This is a genomic window from Bradyrhizobium sp. CCBAU 51765 (assembly GCF_015291725.1).
GTDB classification, from domain to species: domain Bacteria; phylum Pseudomonadota; class Alphaproteobacteria; order Rhizobiales; family Xanthobacteraceae; genus Bradyrhizobium; species Bradyrhizobium liaoningense.
Genome location: NZ_CP030038.1, coordinates 3899789 through 3914725, shown reverse-complemented (window position 1 = coordinate 3914725; position 14937 = coordinate 3899789). Strand labels below are relative to the sequence as shown.

Genomic DNA, 14937 nt, shown 5'->3' with positions numbered 1-14937 from the left:
CCGGCCCGTTTCACCACACATCGGGGACCTACGATGGACGCAAAACCAAGCAACAAGACCGCCACGCTGACGGTCGGAAACAAGAACTACGAGCTTCCGATCCTCAGCGGCAGCGTCGGGCCCGATGTCGTCGATATCGGCAAGCTCTACGGCCAGTCCGGCCTGTTCACCTACGATCCGGGCTTCACGTCGACCGCGAGCTGCCAGTCCAAGATCACCTATATCGACGGCGACGCGGGCGTGCTGGAATACCGCGGCTACCCGATCGAGCAACTCGCCGAACATGGTGACTTCCTGGAGACCTGTTATCTCCTGCTCTACGGGGACCTGCCGACCGCCTCGCAGAAGAAGGATTTCGACCACCGCGTGACCCATCACACGATGGTGCACGAGCAGATGGCCCGCTTCTTCCAGGGCTTCCGCCGCGACGCCCATCCGATGGCGATCATGGTCGCGGCCGTCGGCGCGCTCGCCGCGTTCTATCACGACAGTACCGACATCAACGATCCGAAGCAGCGCATGATCGCCTCCATGCGCATGATCGCCAAGATCCCGACGCTGGCTGCGATGGCCTACAAGTACACCGTCGGCCAGCCCTTCGTGTATCCGAAGAACTCGCTCGGCTTTGCCGAGAACTTCCTGAACATGTGCTTCGCGGTGCCCTGCGAGGACTACAAGGTGAGCCCCGTGCTCGCCGACGCGCTCGAGAAGATCTTCATCCTGCACGCCGACCACGAGCAGAATGCCTCGACCTCGACCGTGCGCATCGCCGGATCCTCCGGCGCCAACCCGTTCGCCTGCATCGCGGCGGGCATCGCCTGCCTCTGGGGCCCGGCGCATGGCGGTGCCAACGAAGCCGCGCTCAACATGCTCTACGACATCGGCACGGTCGACAAGATCCCCGAGTTCATCGCCAAGGTGAAGGACAAGAACTCCGAAGTCCGCCTGATGGGCTTCGGTCACCGCGTCTACAAGAACTACGATCCGCGCGCCAAGATCATGCAAAAGATGTGTCACGCCGTGCTGAAGGAGACCGGCCATGGCGACGATCCGATGCTGAAGGTGGCGATGGAGCTCGAGAAGATCGCGCTCAGCGACCAGTACTTCATCGATCGCAAGCTCTACCCGAACGTCGACTTCTATTCGGGCATCACGCTGAAGGCGATGGGCTTCCCGGTTTCGATGTTCACCGTGCTGTTCGCGGTCGCCCGCACCGTCGGCTGGATCAGCCAGTGGAGCGAGATGATCGAGGATCCGCAGCAGAAGATCGGCCGTCCGCGCCAGCTCTACACCGGCGTCACCAAGCGTGATTACGTGCCGATCAAGGATCGCAAGTAAGTTCGGCCGTCACGGCTTTCGAAACGGCGCCATCTCACGATGGCGCCGTTTTCGTTTGCCCAACCTGTACCCTTGTGAGGTTCGTGACGGCCTTTCGGTGTCGACTGGCCGTCCGGGCCGATCCGCCGGGCAGCGATCGTCGGCTTCACGAACTCGCTAGCGCGCTCGGTCGCCACTATGGCGCTGTTGCTTGCCGCCGACGAAAGCCAGCGCATTACCAGCCAGTGTTTCAGGGTCGATGGCAGACTTGCGCAGTGCGGGTGCACGCAAAATCGCGTGGGGTCAGCTTTGCTCTCCGAGGGAGCCGACAAGCAACGCGAACGCATGTCGCCCACGGCCCAATCGGCGTCTTGAGCGCAACGCACAGGATCGCAAGACAATAGTGATTGGAACTAGGAAACCTTGGGAGGTTGGCGCGTTTAGGGGCCGGAGCAAGCCGTGGAGGAGAAGCATGCGAACAGCAATTCTCGCGTTGATTGTAGTTGCCGCAAGCGCAATTACCTTCCAAGCAACGGCCCAACAGCAAAAGGCCGCACCCAGTGAGCAAACCAAGGAGGAGATGAACCGCGACGTGGACCAAGGGCTCAAGCCTGGTCAGCCCAACGAGCAGATGCAGCGTGATGCGGACAAAGGGATCAAGACCCGCAACTCCGGAGAATCCGGATATGTGGCCGATCAAGACAAGTCGGCCGCTTCGGCGCATCCTCCGGGCCGGCCGGGAAGTGAGCAGACCACCGGTTCGGGTGGCCAGACCGGCACTCCGAAATAGAACACTTGGTCGTGGTGAGTGGCGGCCCGAAATGGCCTCGTAGTTCGCATTCGGTCCGGGGCGTGTCGTGTCAACCTGGATGCCCATCGCTTCGGACCAAAAGCGACGATCCGGCCGCTCAGTTCGTCACGTCCGGTTCTCCCCTGAGAGCAGCCGGCTCGGCTGCCCAAAACGCAGTTCGGCTGTGGGCCACAAGCAGACCATACATCTACGCCTGCCTATTGCATTGGTGCATTCGTTAATTTCCAGCGTAAGGCTTCTTGCGAGTCGCGAGTGAACCGAGGAACGCCGCAATCATGCTGGCAAGCTCCCTTTTTGCATCTTCGTCGCTCTCGGCGCGTTGCCGCAAGCGCCCGAGCTGAGCGTTGAACATAATCCATTTTCGGCGGGCCTCCTCCGGAGGCATGTGATTGAGCGCAACGTTCAACGCTTTCGGATCATGCTCCTTAAGGAACGCGATGTCGCGCTCAAGGCCATCCTTCCAAGCATCGTTATCTGCTTTAGTGCGAAGCCCTAGCTTTAATTGCCTTCTGTAGCGCTTCATGAACTAATTCGCGGCAGGTCCGCCAACCCTCATTAAGTTGTAGCGAACATTTTCGGCAACCTCTGACGTGCCGAATGCTAAATTTTAGATGAAGAGAGGCGACTTCCGCATTGGGTCATGAGCGCCCTTCGGAGCGCCGGCCAATTGCTTCCGGTCTACCCCTAAGAGCCGACCACACGGGACGCTGCCTAGACTTTCGCAAAGGGGCCAGAAGCCGACGTTCACTCGCCGCTCCTCTCAGGCTACGGCACGACTAGCACTGGCACGCTTCCACTGGCCAAGACCTCAGATGTCTGGCTGCCCAAGAACAGCTTTCTGAGGCCGCGGCGACCGTGAGAGGACATGACGATCAAATCGCAACCGCGAGATTCTGCGGTGTTGATGATCGCGGTAGCCGGGTGCGAATCTGGAATATGCAAGAGCTCTGCAGGAACTGCGAGTTGCGTTGCCATTGCGCGAGCTGCGTCGAGGACCTTCCTGGCCTGATCCTCGTTGGCGGCCACAAATCGATCCATCTCGTCCTGAGAGGGGATAATCGCTCCCGCGTGCCCGCTCCCATAGTCGATGTACATCTCTTCGGTGACGGTGATGATGGTGACCTTGGCGCCGAGGGCCTTCGCCAGGAGAATGCCGTGCTTCACGCCTTTGGCCGCGACATCCGAACCGTCCGTGCTCAACAGAATATTGGTGTACATTGTGGATCCCTCTTGGGTTGAGCTCATCATCGCACCGACTTTATCCGTTGTGTGGTGGCCGTCCGCTCCCGGGGCACTCCTCGCCATCTCAGTGCACTTTGAAAATAGCCCACATTGTCCGCCCTGGGCGGGCACCAAAGGTGCAAAAGTGGCACGAAACCGAAGGTTGTAGTATAGCGGATTGGTTCAGGCTCAGCTTGAAAAAAGCGCGAATGTCCGATCAAACTCGCGCCCAAGAGCTGAAGACCGAGGAAATGAGAATGCCGCGGTTTACGGTCAGCGTCTGCTTTCGCAGGCCCGGAATTGCATGGGATCAGGATACGTCCGAGACATCACCACGGTGACAGAGGCGGACAATGGCGTTCAAGCCGTGATGACCGTGCCTGGGTCAATTGAGTTCGACGAGCGTGCGGAACTGGTGCACTTCATTCATGTTGGACATCGTGACCCGTGAAGCCGAACTTCGTGTGATCGCTACGGTAATGGGATCGTCAGGCGCCCTAAAGAAGCGGTTCTGGGTCAAAGGCTGTCCTCGGCGTCTCCGTAAGGCTTTCCGCTCAGCCCTTGGAAGCGGAAGGTGCGAGGCGGAGGTCAGCCACGGGCCCAGGCCGTGTGAAAACTCTGCCTCTGCTATGATTCTCCAATGAATCGGCGGGGACGAGCGATGGCGGGATTTGTGGAAGGGGTTGATCGCGGACAAAGCCCGTTGTTCCCCGCACTGCTCGACGACTACGTGGCCGAGGACAATCCGGTGCGTGCGGTTGATGTGTTCGTCGACGGGCTCGATCTGGATAAGCTGGGCTTCGTTGGCGTCCAGCCACTCGACACGGGGCGACCCGGCTACCATCCCGGTATGATGCTCAAGCTCTACATCTACGGCTACCTCAATCGCGTGCCGTCGAGCCGACGCCTGGAGCGAGAATGCCAGCGCAATATCGAGATGATCTGGCTGACCGGGCAGCTGGCGCCGGACTTCAAGACCATCGCAGATTTCCGCAAGGACAATGGCAAGGCCATTCGTGAGGTCTGCCGCGAGTTCGTCGCACTGTGCCGCAAGCTTGATCTGCTTGTTGCAGCGAGCGTCGCCATCGATGGATCGAAGTTCAAGGCCGTCAATGCGCGGGACAAGAACTTCACCGAGGCCAAGATGAAGCGGCGCCTGGAGCGGATCGATGAGAGCATCGCTCGCTATCTCTCGCAGCTCGAGACCGCCGATCGGCATGGCGACGCGGTGCCGGAGGCGAAGGTTGAGCGGCTAAAGGGCAAGATCGAGAAGCTCAAGGAGGAGATCGTTCGGCTCAACGCGATCAATGCGGAGATGATGAAGAGTGAGGACAAGCAGATCTCGCATACCGATCCTGACGCGCGCTCGATGGCGACAAGTGGCAAAGACACCGGGATCGTTGGCTATAACGTGCAGATTGCAGTTGATACGCGGCATCATCTCATCGTGGCTCACGAGGTGACCAACGTGGGGACCGATCGCCACCAACTCGCCAACATGGCTGGGCAGGCGCGCGACGAGATGGCTGTCGAGACGCTCGAAGTCGTGGCAGACCGCGGTTATTACGATGGCGAGGAGATCAGGGCCTGCGAGGAAGCCGACATCACGGTGACGTTGCCGAAGCCGATGACTTCGGGCGCCAAGGCTGCTGGCCGCTTCGGCAAACAGGACTTCGTCTATGTCGCCGCCGACGATGTTTATCGCTGTCCCGCTGGCGAGCGGCTAACTTATCACTATACGAACGTAGAGGACGGGAAGACACTGCGCCGCTATTGGACAAGCGCCTGCAAAACCTGCGCGCTAAAAGCTCAGTGCACGACGGGCCCCGAGCGCCGCATCTCACGCTGGGAGCACGAGGCCGTTCTGGAGAAAGTTCAGGATCGGCTCGACCACAACCCCAGTGCAATGGGGGTCCGCCGTCAGACAGCGGAGCATCCGTTCGGCACGATGAAGTGTTGGATGGGAGCAACGCACTTTCTCACGAAAAAGCTGCCAAAGGTAGCCACCGAGATGGCGCTCAACGTGCTCGCCTACAACATGAAGCGCGTGATGATGATCGTGGGCGTAGGCGGATTGCTGGAGGCGATGCAGGCGTGAGGCCGGCTTTTGCACGACCAAATCAGCGCCTACACGAAGCTCCTGGTTGCCACTGAGATGACAGGAGGTCGATTCCACCGAATTAGAAGCGCGGCGGCCGCGAAATGCGAAGCTGCCCCCCAAGTTGCGCGATTTTTACACGGCCTGGGCCAACAGCGGACATTCCGCGAGGCCGCACACCATGTCCCAAACTATTGGACTAGGAAGGCATAGCCGAGAAACAGAACGGCAACCAAATTGATTACAAACAAACCCCAACTGGCCCAATCGGAAAGCCGCGAACTCGTATCGTTCGGCATCCGACGAGACGGCGGTGGCCAAAAATGGTAAACAAATGAGGCAACAAATTCGCCCAAGTGCATTGGTCTCTTCGGTCGCTTCGCTAGGAAAGCTTACCCGAATACAAGGCGGTTGCGTTGGTGGCGGAGGCGCAGCCAATCAATCGTCCGTGAACGGTTGCGTGTTGCGGCGCGAGGTCAGCTATGGTTCACAAGCCGCCGATCGCGACCAAGCCAAGCGGCTTCCGTTGTGCTGTCGCAAGCAGATGTTCATGAGACACTTTAGTTGGTTCGCCTACTCTTCCGCATCGTCGCGAGCACGATGTCGGCTGCGAGCACGCTCGGCGACTTGTTACCGGTGGACATGATCTGATCGAGCTGGGCGAATGCCTCGACCTGCTGCCGTCGCAGCGGAGAGTCCGTCAGCACGTCCCGAAGCGCAGGTGCCAGCTTCTCCGGCGTGCAGTCCTCCTGCAAATACTCCGGAATGACATCCTTGCCGATGACGAGATTGGCGAGGATTACCGAGGAGACACGGATCGCGCGGCGCAGGATGAACGCCTCGATCGCGCCGACGCGATAGGCCGTCACCATCGGAATGCCCGACAGCGCGAGCTCGAGCGTCACCGTGCCGGATTTCGCCAGCGCCGCGTGGGCGATGCGAAAAGCGGCACGCTTCTCGTTCTCGCCGATCACGATCTCCGGCTTGACCGGCCAGTTCGCGACGCCCTCGCGGATGGTGGCTTCGAGATGCGGCATGGTCGGCAGCATCAGCTCGAACGTGCGCCCCTCCGCCTGCAACCGGCCGAGCGCCGCACCGAACACGTCGAGGTGATGCCGGATCTCGCTGCGGCGGCTGCCGGGCAGCACCAGCAGCACCGGCGGTGCGCCGTCGCGGCGCTTCTGCTCCTCTGCGTTCGGCCGCAGCGAGGACAATTGCTCGATCAGGGGATGACCGACATAGCTGCAGGGCGGCCCGCCGAGCTTGCGGTATTCCTCCGGCTCGAATGGCAGCAGGCCGAGCACATGGTCGACATAACCAAGCATGGTCCGTGCGCGGCCCGGCCGCCACGCCCAAAGCTGCGGCGAGACGTAATCGACGATCGGGATTCCGGGACTGCGCGAACGCACGCGCCGGGCGACGCGATGGGTGAAGTCGGGGCTGTCGATGATGACGAGGACGTCGGGCGCGGCCTCGGCCACCGCGTCAGCGGTCTCGCGGATCAGCCGCAGGATCTTCGGCAGTTGCTGCACCACCGCGGCAAAGCCGACGATCGACAGCTCCTCGATCGGAAACAAGGATTCGAGCCCCTCGCGCGCCATGGTGCGGCCGCCGACGCCGACGAACTGCACGCCGTCACCGAGCCGCGCGCGCAGCACCTTCATCAAGGCACTGCCGAGCCGGTCGCCGGATTCCTCCGTGGCGATCAGAAAGATCTTGCGCATGGGATCGCGCCCCTGCATCACGCGGGCAGGCCGATGACGAAGAGATATTTTGCGTCGGCAAGCGCGATCATCGCTTGCGGCTCCGCGGCAATGGTGTTGCCGGCGATGACGGCGATGCCCGCAAGGCCGGCGGCCGCGACGCCCTCGATCGTGCGCGGGCCGATCGTCGGCAGGTCGAAGCGCAGATCCTGGCCGCTCTTCGGCGCCTTCACCAGCACGCCGCGGCCCGTGGCCGCGCGGATGCGGCCCTCCTCACGCAGCCGCGCGACGCGGGCGAGCAGCGCGTCGGTTCCCTCGATGTCCTCGACCGCCACGACATGGCCGTCGATCACCACCGCGGCCTGGCCGATGTCGAACGGACCGAGCGCGGTCAGCACCGCACGCCCGCGCTCGATGTCGGCCTTGCCGGTGTCGCTCGGCCAGGCGCGGCTGATGCAGCCCTCGGGCATCAGGAGATCCGGTGCGACGTCCTTGATGCCGACCATGCGAAAGCCGTCCTGCTCCAGCATGCGGCCGACACCAGACAACAGATGATCGTCGCCGCCGCGAAAGGCGCGAATGACGTTGCCGAGCAGGCGCAGCGTCTTGACGTCGAAACGGATCTCCGACAGCGAGGGCCGCACCAAGGTCCCGATGAAGATCAGGTCGCGGCACCCCTCCTCGCGAAACAGCCGCATCGCGCGGCCGAGCTGGCCGACCGAGATCCAGCGATGGCGGAACTTCTCCACCCGGACGGGATCGCAGGCCCCGCGCAGCGGAAACAGCACCGGCGTGATGCCGTGCGCGGCGAGCGACTCGGCGACCGCGAACGGCATGGCGCCGCCGCCGGCGACGATGCCGACCGGTGACGAAACCTCCGGAGCCGCCGATGTCATGTCCGCGGCCATCCCGAGCTCACTTCGCGATGGCGGGAAGACAGAGCGGGCGCTTGCCCTTGCCGATGAAGTCGAGGATTTCGGCGATCGCGGGGTCTTCGCCGGCGAGCGGACGCGCCGCCTCCAGACGCTCCGCGAACGTGCCGTGCCCGTGGAAGAGCTTCTGGTAGAACGCGCGCACGGTCGCGAGCCGCTGCTTGGTGAACTTGCGACGCTTCATGCCGATCAGGTTGAGGCCTTCGAGTACGGCATACTGGCCGTTGACGAGACCGAACGGAATGATGTCGTCGCGTACGCCACACACGCCGCCGACCATGACCTGCGGCCCGATGCGGGTGAACTGATGCACGGCAGAGAGACCACCGATGAACACGAAGTCGCCGATCTCGCAATGGCCGCCGAGCGTTGCCGAGGTCGCGAAGATCACGTCATTGCCGACATGGCAGTCATGGCCGACGTGGCTGCAGTTCATGAAATAACCGCGGTCCCCGACCGACGTGATGCCGCCGCCGGCAACGGTGCCGGCGTTCATGGTCACGGATTCGCGGATGGTGCAGCCCGAGCCGATCTTGAGCTGCGTCAGCTCGCCACGATAGCTGAGAGACTGCGGCGGCGTGCCCAGTGAGGCGAATGGGTAGATGGTGCAACCGTCGCCGATCGAGGTCTGCGCGGTGACATGCACATGCCCGATCAACCTGCAATTCGCGCCGATCACGACGTTCGGGCCGATGATGCAATAGGGTCCGATCTCGGTGCCCTCGCCGATCACGGCGCCGTCCGCGATCCGTGCGGTGGGATCAATCTTGCTCATCAAGCCAATCTTACTCGTCAAGAAGGTCTGGTTATATGTTGAAGTCGCTTGGTTTTCCGGTGGTTAGCGCGACTTTGCCCGATCTGTCCAGTGACGTATCATCTCGGCGTATTTCAAGTGCCGGATGAAGCGGTCCGGCCGGACCATCAACACGTTCATGTGGAGCTTCAACTATCGTGGTCAGGGCTCTGGTCCTTCTGCTTGCGCAGCTCGCCGGTACATCGATTGTGTCCGAGACGGTCGAGACCGGTGAACGCCAGCTCATCGATCTCGGCACGTTCGAGTGCCGCGACATCACCAGGAGCACCGTGCTGCAGCGGGTCTGTTACGACCGCGCGCGGCAGGATCTCGTCGTCGCAGCTAACGGCGCCTATGACCGCTATTGCGGCGTAACGGCCGACACGGCCGAACGCCTCCTGGGCGCGCCGTCCATGGGCCAGTTCTTCAACCAGAATATCAGGCGCGAAACGGCCGGCAGCCGCTACGATTGTCCCGCGTGAGGCCCCCCGTGTGGGAGCGCTTGGCCGCTCAGTCCGTCAGCATGGCGCCGACGTCAGCCTCCGCGACGACCTGCCCGTTGACCTTGGCGTCGCCGTGAAACCACCACATGGCCTTGCGGCGCCCGAGCGAGCGCATGTGATATTCGATGGTGTCGCCGGGCAGCACGGGCTTGCGGAACTTGCACTTGTCGATGGTGAGGAAATACACCGCCCGCGGCTTCTCGGTGCCCTCGACCGACTTGATGCCGATCACGCCCGCGGTTTGCGCCATCGCCTCGATCATCATGACGCCGGGATAGACCGGGCGCTCGGGGAAATGCCCCTGGAACGCCGGCTCGTTGAAGGTGACATTCTTGATGCCGATGCCGCTGTAATCGGCGCGGATGTTGATCACGCGGTCGATGAGCAGCATCGGAAAACGGTGCGGCAGGGTCTGGAGGATGGCATTGATATCCACCAGCTCGAATTTAACAGGTGATTCCGCCGTCATTCCCGTCCCTCGTCCTTCGGCTCGGCCTTGCTGTCGCGTACCAGGCGCTCCACCGCGATGATCTCCTTGAACCATTGTTTGGTCGGCTTGGCGAAATGCCCGCCCCAGCGGCCGCCCGGTGGAATGTCGTCCTTGACAGCGCTCATGGCGGTGACCTGAGCCCCGTCGCCGATCTTGAGGTGATTGTTGATGCCAACCTTCGCTCCGAGCGCCACGTTGTCGCCGATGGTCAGGCTGCCGGCGAGGCCGATCTGTGCCGCCAGCAGGCAGTGCCGGCCGATCGTCACATTGTGGCCGATCTGGACCTGGTTGTCGATTTTGGTCCCCTCGCCGATCACGGTGTCCCGCAAGGACCCGCGGTCGATCGTGGTGTTGGCGCCGACCTCGACGTCGTTCTGGATCAGCACCCGTCCGGTCTGCGGCACCTTCAGATGGCCCTCGGGGCCGAAGAAGATGAAGCCGTAGCCGTCCTGGCCAATCGAGCAGCCGGGATGGATCAGCACGTTGTTGCCGATCAGGGCGCACTGGATCGCCGTGCGGGCGCCGACATTGCAGTCCCGGCCGATCTTGACGCCGGGGCCGATCACGGCTCCGACGCCGATCACCGTGCCGCTGCCGATCTCGGCGTCCGGGCCGATCACGGCCAAGGGATCGACGATCACGCCGTCCTCGAGCCGGGCCGAGGGATCGATGATCGCCGAGGGCGCGATGCCGTCATTGCCGACCCAGGATTGCGGCCGCAGCGCGTCGGCGTGCCATTCCCGCGCGATCCTGACGAAGGCGCGGAACGGCTGCGCCACCCGCAGCACGGCCACATGTGCGGGCACCTCCGCCTCGAAACGCGGACTGACCAGACAGGCACCCGCCCTGGTTGCCCTGAGCTGATCCGCATATTTGAGGTTGTCGAAGAATGCCAGATGCATCGGGCCGGCTTCGTCGAGCGAAGCCAGGCCTGTGATGACGTGGCCGCCCCTGTCGGGGTCGACCAGCTGCGCCTTGGTCAGCGTGGCGATATCGGCCAGCGCTGTGGCAGGCGGCTTTGTGAAGAAGATCGGCTGCGCCATTCCACCCCGTCGCGGTCCGGCTTCGGCATGAAGCGGTCTGGCCGCATCATGCCTCATGTCTTGGATTGGCACGATCCCTTTCGGAAACCGGCTCCAGTGATCCGGATCGTGCCGTGCTGATCGAATTAGAACGTGGTGCCGCCGCCGAACCGGAACTCCTGCGTGCGGTCGTACTTGCCCTTGGTCAGCGGCACGGCGTAGTCGAAGCGTAGCGGGCCGAACGGCGACTGCCAGATCAGGCCGACACCGACCGACGTGCGGACCACCTTGCTGTCGTCAAACACGAGACCGGTACAGGTGCCCGCTGACGACGGATTGATGGTCGACGGGATACAGCCGGGCGCATTGACCTCGTTGGTCGCGGTCCAACTCGTCGGCCCCTGGTAGTCGTAGAGACCGCCGGCGTCGGCATAGACCGCACCCTTCAGGCCGACTTCCTTGGGCAGGAACCAGAACGGCATCTGCAATTCGAGCGAAGCGCCCCAGTACTTTGTTCCGCCGAGCGCGTCCTGGGTACCGAAGGGATTCAGGTCGCGCGGGCCGATGCCGTTCGGGGCAAAGCCGCGGACGAGGTTCGGGCCCATCTGGAAGTGGTCGAGCATGCGCAGATCGCTACCCACCTTGGTCAGAATACCGCCCTGGAGACGGACGATGCCGACAATGTCCGACACCAGCGGAGTGTAATACTTTCCGTCCGCCACGGTCTTCAGATAGGAGACGTCGCCGCCAACGCCGGCGAAATCCTGCCGGAAGTCGATGAGCAGACCGTCGGTGGGGTTCTTGTTGTTGTCCAGCGTGTTGTAGGTGAGCGTGTAGCCGAGCGCCGAGGTCAGGGTCTTGCCGTTGGCAAGCTCCTTGCGCACCGGCAGCGAGGCTTCGCCATCGTTGTAGCAGCCCAGGCCGTTCGTCGACGCAAGGCTGATGCCGTTGGCATTGGCAAAGGCCGGGCTCGGGTTGAACAACGGATTCGCGCTGCCATCGGGCAGGAACTGCACATTGTTACAGTTCGCCAGGTAGCTCGGCAGCGTGATTTCCTGCTGGTAGATCGAGTAGCGCAGCTGGAGCGCCAGATCTTCACGCAGGGAGAAGCCGAGGCGCGGCGAGAAGCCGAGCGTCTTGGTGCCGTAGGAGATGTAGCTGTTGGCCAGTTGCTCGCGCTGATAGAGGTCGAGACCGAGCGCGACGCGGTAGTCGAGCAGGTACGGCTCGACGAACGACAGCGAGTAGCCGCGGGCGTACTGGCCGTAGGTCACCGACGCCTTGGCGAACAGGCCGCGGCCGAGCAGATTGCGCTCGGAGACCGACACCTCGGCCAGCGCGCCGTCGGTGGTGGAGTAACCGCCCGAGATCGAGAAGTCGCCGGTCGATTTCTCTTCCATGTCGACGATCAGGATGACGCGGTCGCTCGACGAGCCCGGCTCGGTCGTGATCTTCACGCTCTTGAAATAGTCGAGGTTCTTCAGGCGCCGCTCGGCACGGTCGACCAGCGCGCGGTTGTAGGCATCGCCTTCCGAGATGTCGAACTCGCGGCGGATCACGTAGTCGCGCGTGCGGGTGTTGCCGCGCAGGTTGATGCGCTCGATATAGGTGCGCGGGCCCTCGTCGATGTTGAAGACGACGGACACCGTGTGCGCCTCGAAGTTGCGGTCGCCGCCGGGCCGGACCACGGCGAAGGCATAGCCGCGGCGCGAGGCCTCGATCTGCATCTCCTCGACCGACTTCTCGATCGATTCGACGTTGTAGAGCGAGCCGACATTGACGCGCGAATAGGCGCGCATCGAGGTTGGATCGAAGTTCGGAATGCTCGAGCGGAAGTTGACCGCGCCGACGCGGTACTGCGCGCCTTCCTCGATCTTGAAGGTGACGTTGAAGCCCTTCTTCTCCGGATCGTATTCGGTGAGCGCGGCCACGACCTGGACGTCGGCGAAGCCGTTCTTGAGGTAGAAGCGGCGGATCAGGTCGCGGTCGGCCTCGACGCGGTCGGGATCATAGATGTCGCCGCTGGCGAGAAAGCTCAGCAGGTTCGATTCGCGCGTCTTGATGACGTCCCTGAGGCGATAGGACGAGAACGCGTTGTTGCCGACGAACTCGATCGACTTGACGCCGGTCTTGGCGCCCTCCTCGATCGTAAAGATCAGGTCGACGCGATTGTTCGGCTGCTCGATGACCTCGGGCGTGACGCGCACGTCGTAGCGGCCGGACCGGCGATAGATTTCGGCGATTCGCAGCGTGTCGGACTGCACCATGGCGCGGGAGAAGGTGCCGCGCGCCTTGGACTGGACTTCGGCGGAGAGCTGCTCGTCCTTGATCTTCTTGTTGCCCTCGAAGGCGAGGCGCCCGATCACCGGATTTTCCACCACGGAGACGATGATCTGGCCGCCGGCACCGCGGTTGATCCTGACGTCCTGGAACAGGCCGGTCTCGATCAGCGCCTTGAGGCCGTCGTCGATGGCAGCCTGATCCAGGCGGCCGCCCGGACCCGGCTTGAAATAGGAGCGGATCGTCTCGACCTCGACCCGGCGATTTCCTTCGACGGAAATCGACTGGACGGTCTGAGCGAATGCAGACGAAGACACGAAAATAGCCCCAACCGGGGCAATCACCGGCGCGCCGAACATGATCAGGGTTGCGAGCAAGCCCCCCCGGAGTCGCAGTCCAAACTTCATCGCGCAACGCGCCCTTATCATTCCCTGCCAGACCCAACCCCAACGCCGGTCTGGAGATTCCCCAAGTTCTGGCCGCTTGTAGCCAATTTCGCCGACGGCGCAAACGGCCGAAAGCGTCGTGATTTCAATTTCATTCCAAGACGTTGCTGAACAGCAACGCCACAAAAAAGCCTCTATCAGGAAGCGGCCATCCGCAGGATGTCGTTGTAGGTCGCAAACACCATCAACATCAGGACCAAGCCCAGCCCGATTCGGAACCCCATCTCCTGGGTTCGCTCGGACAAGGGCCGGCCACGGACCACCTCGGCCGCGTAGAACATCAGGTGGCCACCATCGAGCAGCGGGATCGGGAACAGATTCAGCAGGCCGATCGAGACTGACAGCACCGCGCAGAGATTGATGACGAACTGGAACCCGGCGCTGGCCGCCTGCCCCGACATCTTCGCGATTCCCAGGACGCCGCTGACCTCGTTCGGATTGCCCTGTCCGACGAACAGCGAACCCAGGAACTTGAAGGTGCTGGTGATGATGAACCAGACCTGCTCGACCCCGATCTTGAGCGCCTCAGCGACGCCGACCGGCGCGGTCGAGGCCTCCCCGGCCTGCGACTTGTGCTCGATACCGAGCACGCCGAGACGATGGCTGTTGCCGAACGGATCCTTGCGCTCCAGCAGCGCCGGGGTCGCGGTTAGGGAGACGATGGCGCCATCGCGCTTCACCTGGAACGCAAGCGCCGAACCCGCGTTCATCGCAACGATTCGCTGCATGTCGGCAAAGCTCTCGATCGGCTTGCCGTCGATCTGGATGACGACGTCCCCGACCTTGAAGCCGGCCGCAGCCGCCGCACCATCGGCGACGACGCCGTCGACACGCGCGATCGTGCTCGGCTTGCCGTAATAGAGGGCCATGCCGGCGAAGATCAGCGCGCCCAAGATGAAATTCGCGATCGGTCCGGCCGCGACGATGGCCGCGCGGGGGCCGACCTTCTTGTGGTGGAAGCTGCCGGCGCGCTCCTCGGCCGTCATCGCGGCGAGCGTCTGTGACGACGGTGTCGAGGCCTCGCTCTCGTCGCCGAAGAACTTGACGTAGCCGCCGAGCGGGATTGCCGAGATCTTCCAGCGGGTGCCGTGGCGGTCGTTGAAACCGACCAGCTCAGGTCCGAAACCGAGCGAGAAGGTCAGCACGCGAACACCCGCCCAGCGCGCGACCAGGAAATGGCCCAGCTCGTGGAAGAACACGACGATGGTCAGGACGAACAGGAAGGGAATTGCGTAACCGAGGAGCCCATGGCTCAACGTATTGAAACTATGGACGAAAAAGTCGATCATCGATTTCCCTCACCCAGCGCCGCAAGGCCCTG

At 62.7% G+C, this 14937-nt stretch carries 13 protein-coding genes; 4 read left to right on the top strand and 9 right to left on the bottom strand.

The window, feature by feature from the left end:
- The first annotated feature begins 33 nt into the window (after nucleotides 1–33).
- Entirely contained in the window at nucleotides 34–1338 is a 1305-nt protein-coding gene (gene gltA, locus XH96_RS18780; RefSeq protein ID WP_194393749.1) for a citrate synthase, read from the top strand.
- Nucleotides 1339–1789: 451 nt separating this feature from the next.
- Entirely contained in the window at nucleotides 1790–2107 is a 318-nt protein-coding gene (locus XH96_RS18775) for a hypothetical protein (RefSeq protein WP_194393748.1), read from the top strand.
- Between the two features lie 238 nt (nucleotides 2108–2345).
- Here XH96_RS18775 and XH96_RS18770 read toward each other — a convergent pair whose 3' ends face one another.
- Nucleotides 2346–2651, bottom strand: coding sequence for a hypothetical protein (locus XH96_RS18770; RefSeq protein WP_194393747.1), 306 nt, complete (start codon nucleotides 2649–2651; stop codon nucleotides 2346–2348).
- A gap of 242 nt (nucleotides 2652–2893) precedes the next feature.
- Nucleotides 2894–3346 (bottom strand): universal stress protein, encoded by a 453-nt coding sequence (locus XH96_RS18765; protein WP_194393746.1) that lies wholly within the window; start codon nucleotides 3344–3346, stop codon nucleotides 2894–2896.
- A gap of 664 nt (nucleotides 3347–4010) precedes the next feature.
- Here XH96_RS18765 and XH96_RS18760 point away from each other — a divergent pair.
- Nucleotides 4011–5447: an IS1182 family transposase gene (locus XH96_RS18760; RefSeq protein ID WP_194393745.1), complete on the top strand. Its 1437-nt coding sequence runs from the start codon at nucleotides 4011–4013 to the stop codon at nucleotides 5445–5447.
- A 560-nt stretch (nucleotides 5448–6007) separates the two neighbouring features.
- On the opposite strand, the gene lpxB is transcribed toward XH96_RS18760, so the two are convergent.
- Genes lpxB through lpxA form a run of 3 tightly spaced genes read right to left on the bottom strand, consistent with a single transcriptional unit; the run spans nucleotide 6008 to nucleotide 8857 of the window.
- The gene (gene lpxB, locus XH96_RS18755; RefSeq protein WP_194393744.1) at nucleotides 6008–7192 is read right to left on the bottom strand and encodes a lipid-A-disaccharide synthase; all 1185 of its coding nucleotides are present in this window, start codon (nucleotides 7190–7192) and stop codon (nucleotides 6008–6010) included.
- Nucleotides 7189–8046, bottom strand: a complete 858-nt coding sequence (locus tag XH96_RS18750) for an LpxI family protein (RefSeq protein WP_194393743.1) — start codon at nucleotides 8044–8046, stop codon at nucleotides 7189–7191. Before XH96_RS18750 ends, lpxB begins: the two co-directional genes overlap by 4 nt.
- A 19-nt stretch (nucleotides 8047–8065) precedes the next feature.
- The gene (gene lpxA / locus XH96_RS18745) at nucleotides 8066–8857 is read right to left on the bottom strand and encodes an acyl-ACP--UDP-N-acetylglucosamine O-acyltransferase (protein WP_194393742.1); all 792 of its coding nucleotides are present in this window, start codon (nucleotides 8855–8857) and stop codon (nucleotides 8066–8068) included.
- A 176-nt stretch (nucleotides 8858–9033) separates the two neighbouring features.
- On the opposite strand from lpxA, the gene XH96_RS18740 reads away from it, so the two are divergent.
- On the top strand, nucleotides 9034–9357 hold the full coding sequence (locus XH96_RS18740) for a KTSC domain-containing protein (RefSeq protein ID WP_194393741.1): 324 nt from the start codon (nucleotides 9034–9036) through the stop codon (nucleotides 9355–9357).
- A 28-nt stretch (nucleotides 9358–9385) separates the two neighbouring features.
- Here the strand turns inward: XH96_RS18740 and fabZ are convergent, their stop codons facing one another.
- From fabZ to rseP, 4 genes are all read right to left on the bottom strand, one after another.
- The gene (gene fabZ, locus XH96_RS18735; protein WP_024341283.1) at nucleotides 9386–9847 is read right to left on the bottom strand and encodes a 3-hydroxyacyl-ACP dehydratase FabZ; all 462 of its coding nucleotides are present in this window, start codon (nucleotides 9845–9847) and stop codon (nucleotides 9386–9388) included.
- Entirely contained in the window at nucleotides 9844–10911 is a 1068-nt protein-coding gene (lpxD, locus tag XH96_RS18730; protein ID WP_194393740.1) for a UDP-3-O-(3-hydroxymyristoyl)glucosamine N-acyltransferase, read from the bottom strand. The genes fabZ and lpxD overlap by 4 nt, the downstream gene beginning before the upstream one ends.
- Nucleotides 10912–11036: 125 nt before the next feature.
- Entirely contained in the window at nucleotides 11037–13577 is a 2541-nt protein-coding gene (gene bamA / locus XH96_RS18725) for an outer membrane protein assembly factor BamA (RefSeq protein WP_194393739.1), read from the bottom strand.
- Nucleotides 13578–13753: 176 nt separating this feature from the next.
- A complete protein-coding gene (gene rseP, locus XH96_RS18720; protein ID WP_194393738.1) occupies nucleotides 13754–14905 on the bottom strand; it encodes an RIP metalloprotease RseP in 1152 nt (383 codons plus the stop codon).
- Nucleotides 14906–14937 lie beyond the last annotated feature (32 nt).

Coding starts and splice junctions, on each gene's coding strand:
- XH96_RS18770 (WP_194393747.1), bottom strand. CDS start 2,651: ATGAAGCGCTACAGAAGGCAATTAAAGCTAGGGCTTCGCACTAAAGCA.
- XH96_RS18760 (WP_194393745.1), top strand. CDS start 4,011: ATGGCGGGATTTGTGGAAGGGGTTGATCGCGGACAAAGCCCGTTGTTC.
- gltA (WP_194393749.1), top strand. CDS start 34: ATGGACGCAAAACCAAGCAACAAGACCGCCACGCTGACGGTCGGAAAC.
- bamA (WP_194393739.1), bottom strand. CDS start 13,577: ATGAAGTTTGGACTGCGACTCCGGGGGGGCTTGCTCGCAACCCTGATC.
- rseP (WP_194393738.1), bottom strand. CDS start 14,905: ATGATCGACTTTTTCGTCCATAGTTTCAATACGTTGAGCCATGGGCTC.
- XH96_RS18750 (WP_194393743.1), bottom strand. CDS start 8,046: ATGACATCGGCGGCTCCGGAGGTTTCGTCACCGGTCGGCATCGTCGCC.
- XH96_RS18765 (WP_194393746.1), bottom strand. CDS start 3,346: ATGTACACCAATATTCTGTTGAGCACGGACGGTTCGGATGTCGCGGCC.
- XH96_RS18775 (WP_194393748.1), top strand. CDS start 1,790: ATGCGAACAGCAATTCTCGCGTTGATTGTAGTTGCCGCAAGCGCAATT.
- fabZ (WP_024341283.1), bottom strand. CDS start 9,847: ATGACGGCGGAATCACCTGTTAAATTCGAGCTGGTGGATATCAATGCC.
- lpxA (WP_194393742.1), bottom strand. CDS start 8,857: ATGAGCAAGATTGATCCCACCGCACGGATCGCGGACGGCGCCGTGATC.
- lpxD (WP_194393740.1), bottom strand. CDS start 10,911: ATGGCGCAGCCGATCTTCTTCACAAAGCCGCCTGCCACAGCGCTGGCC.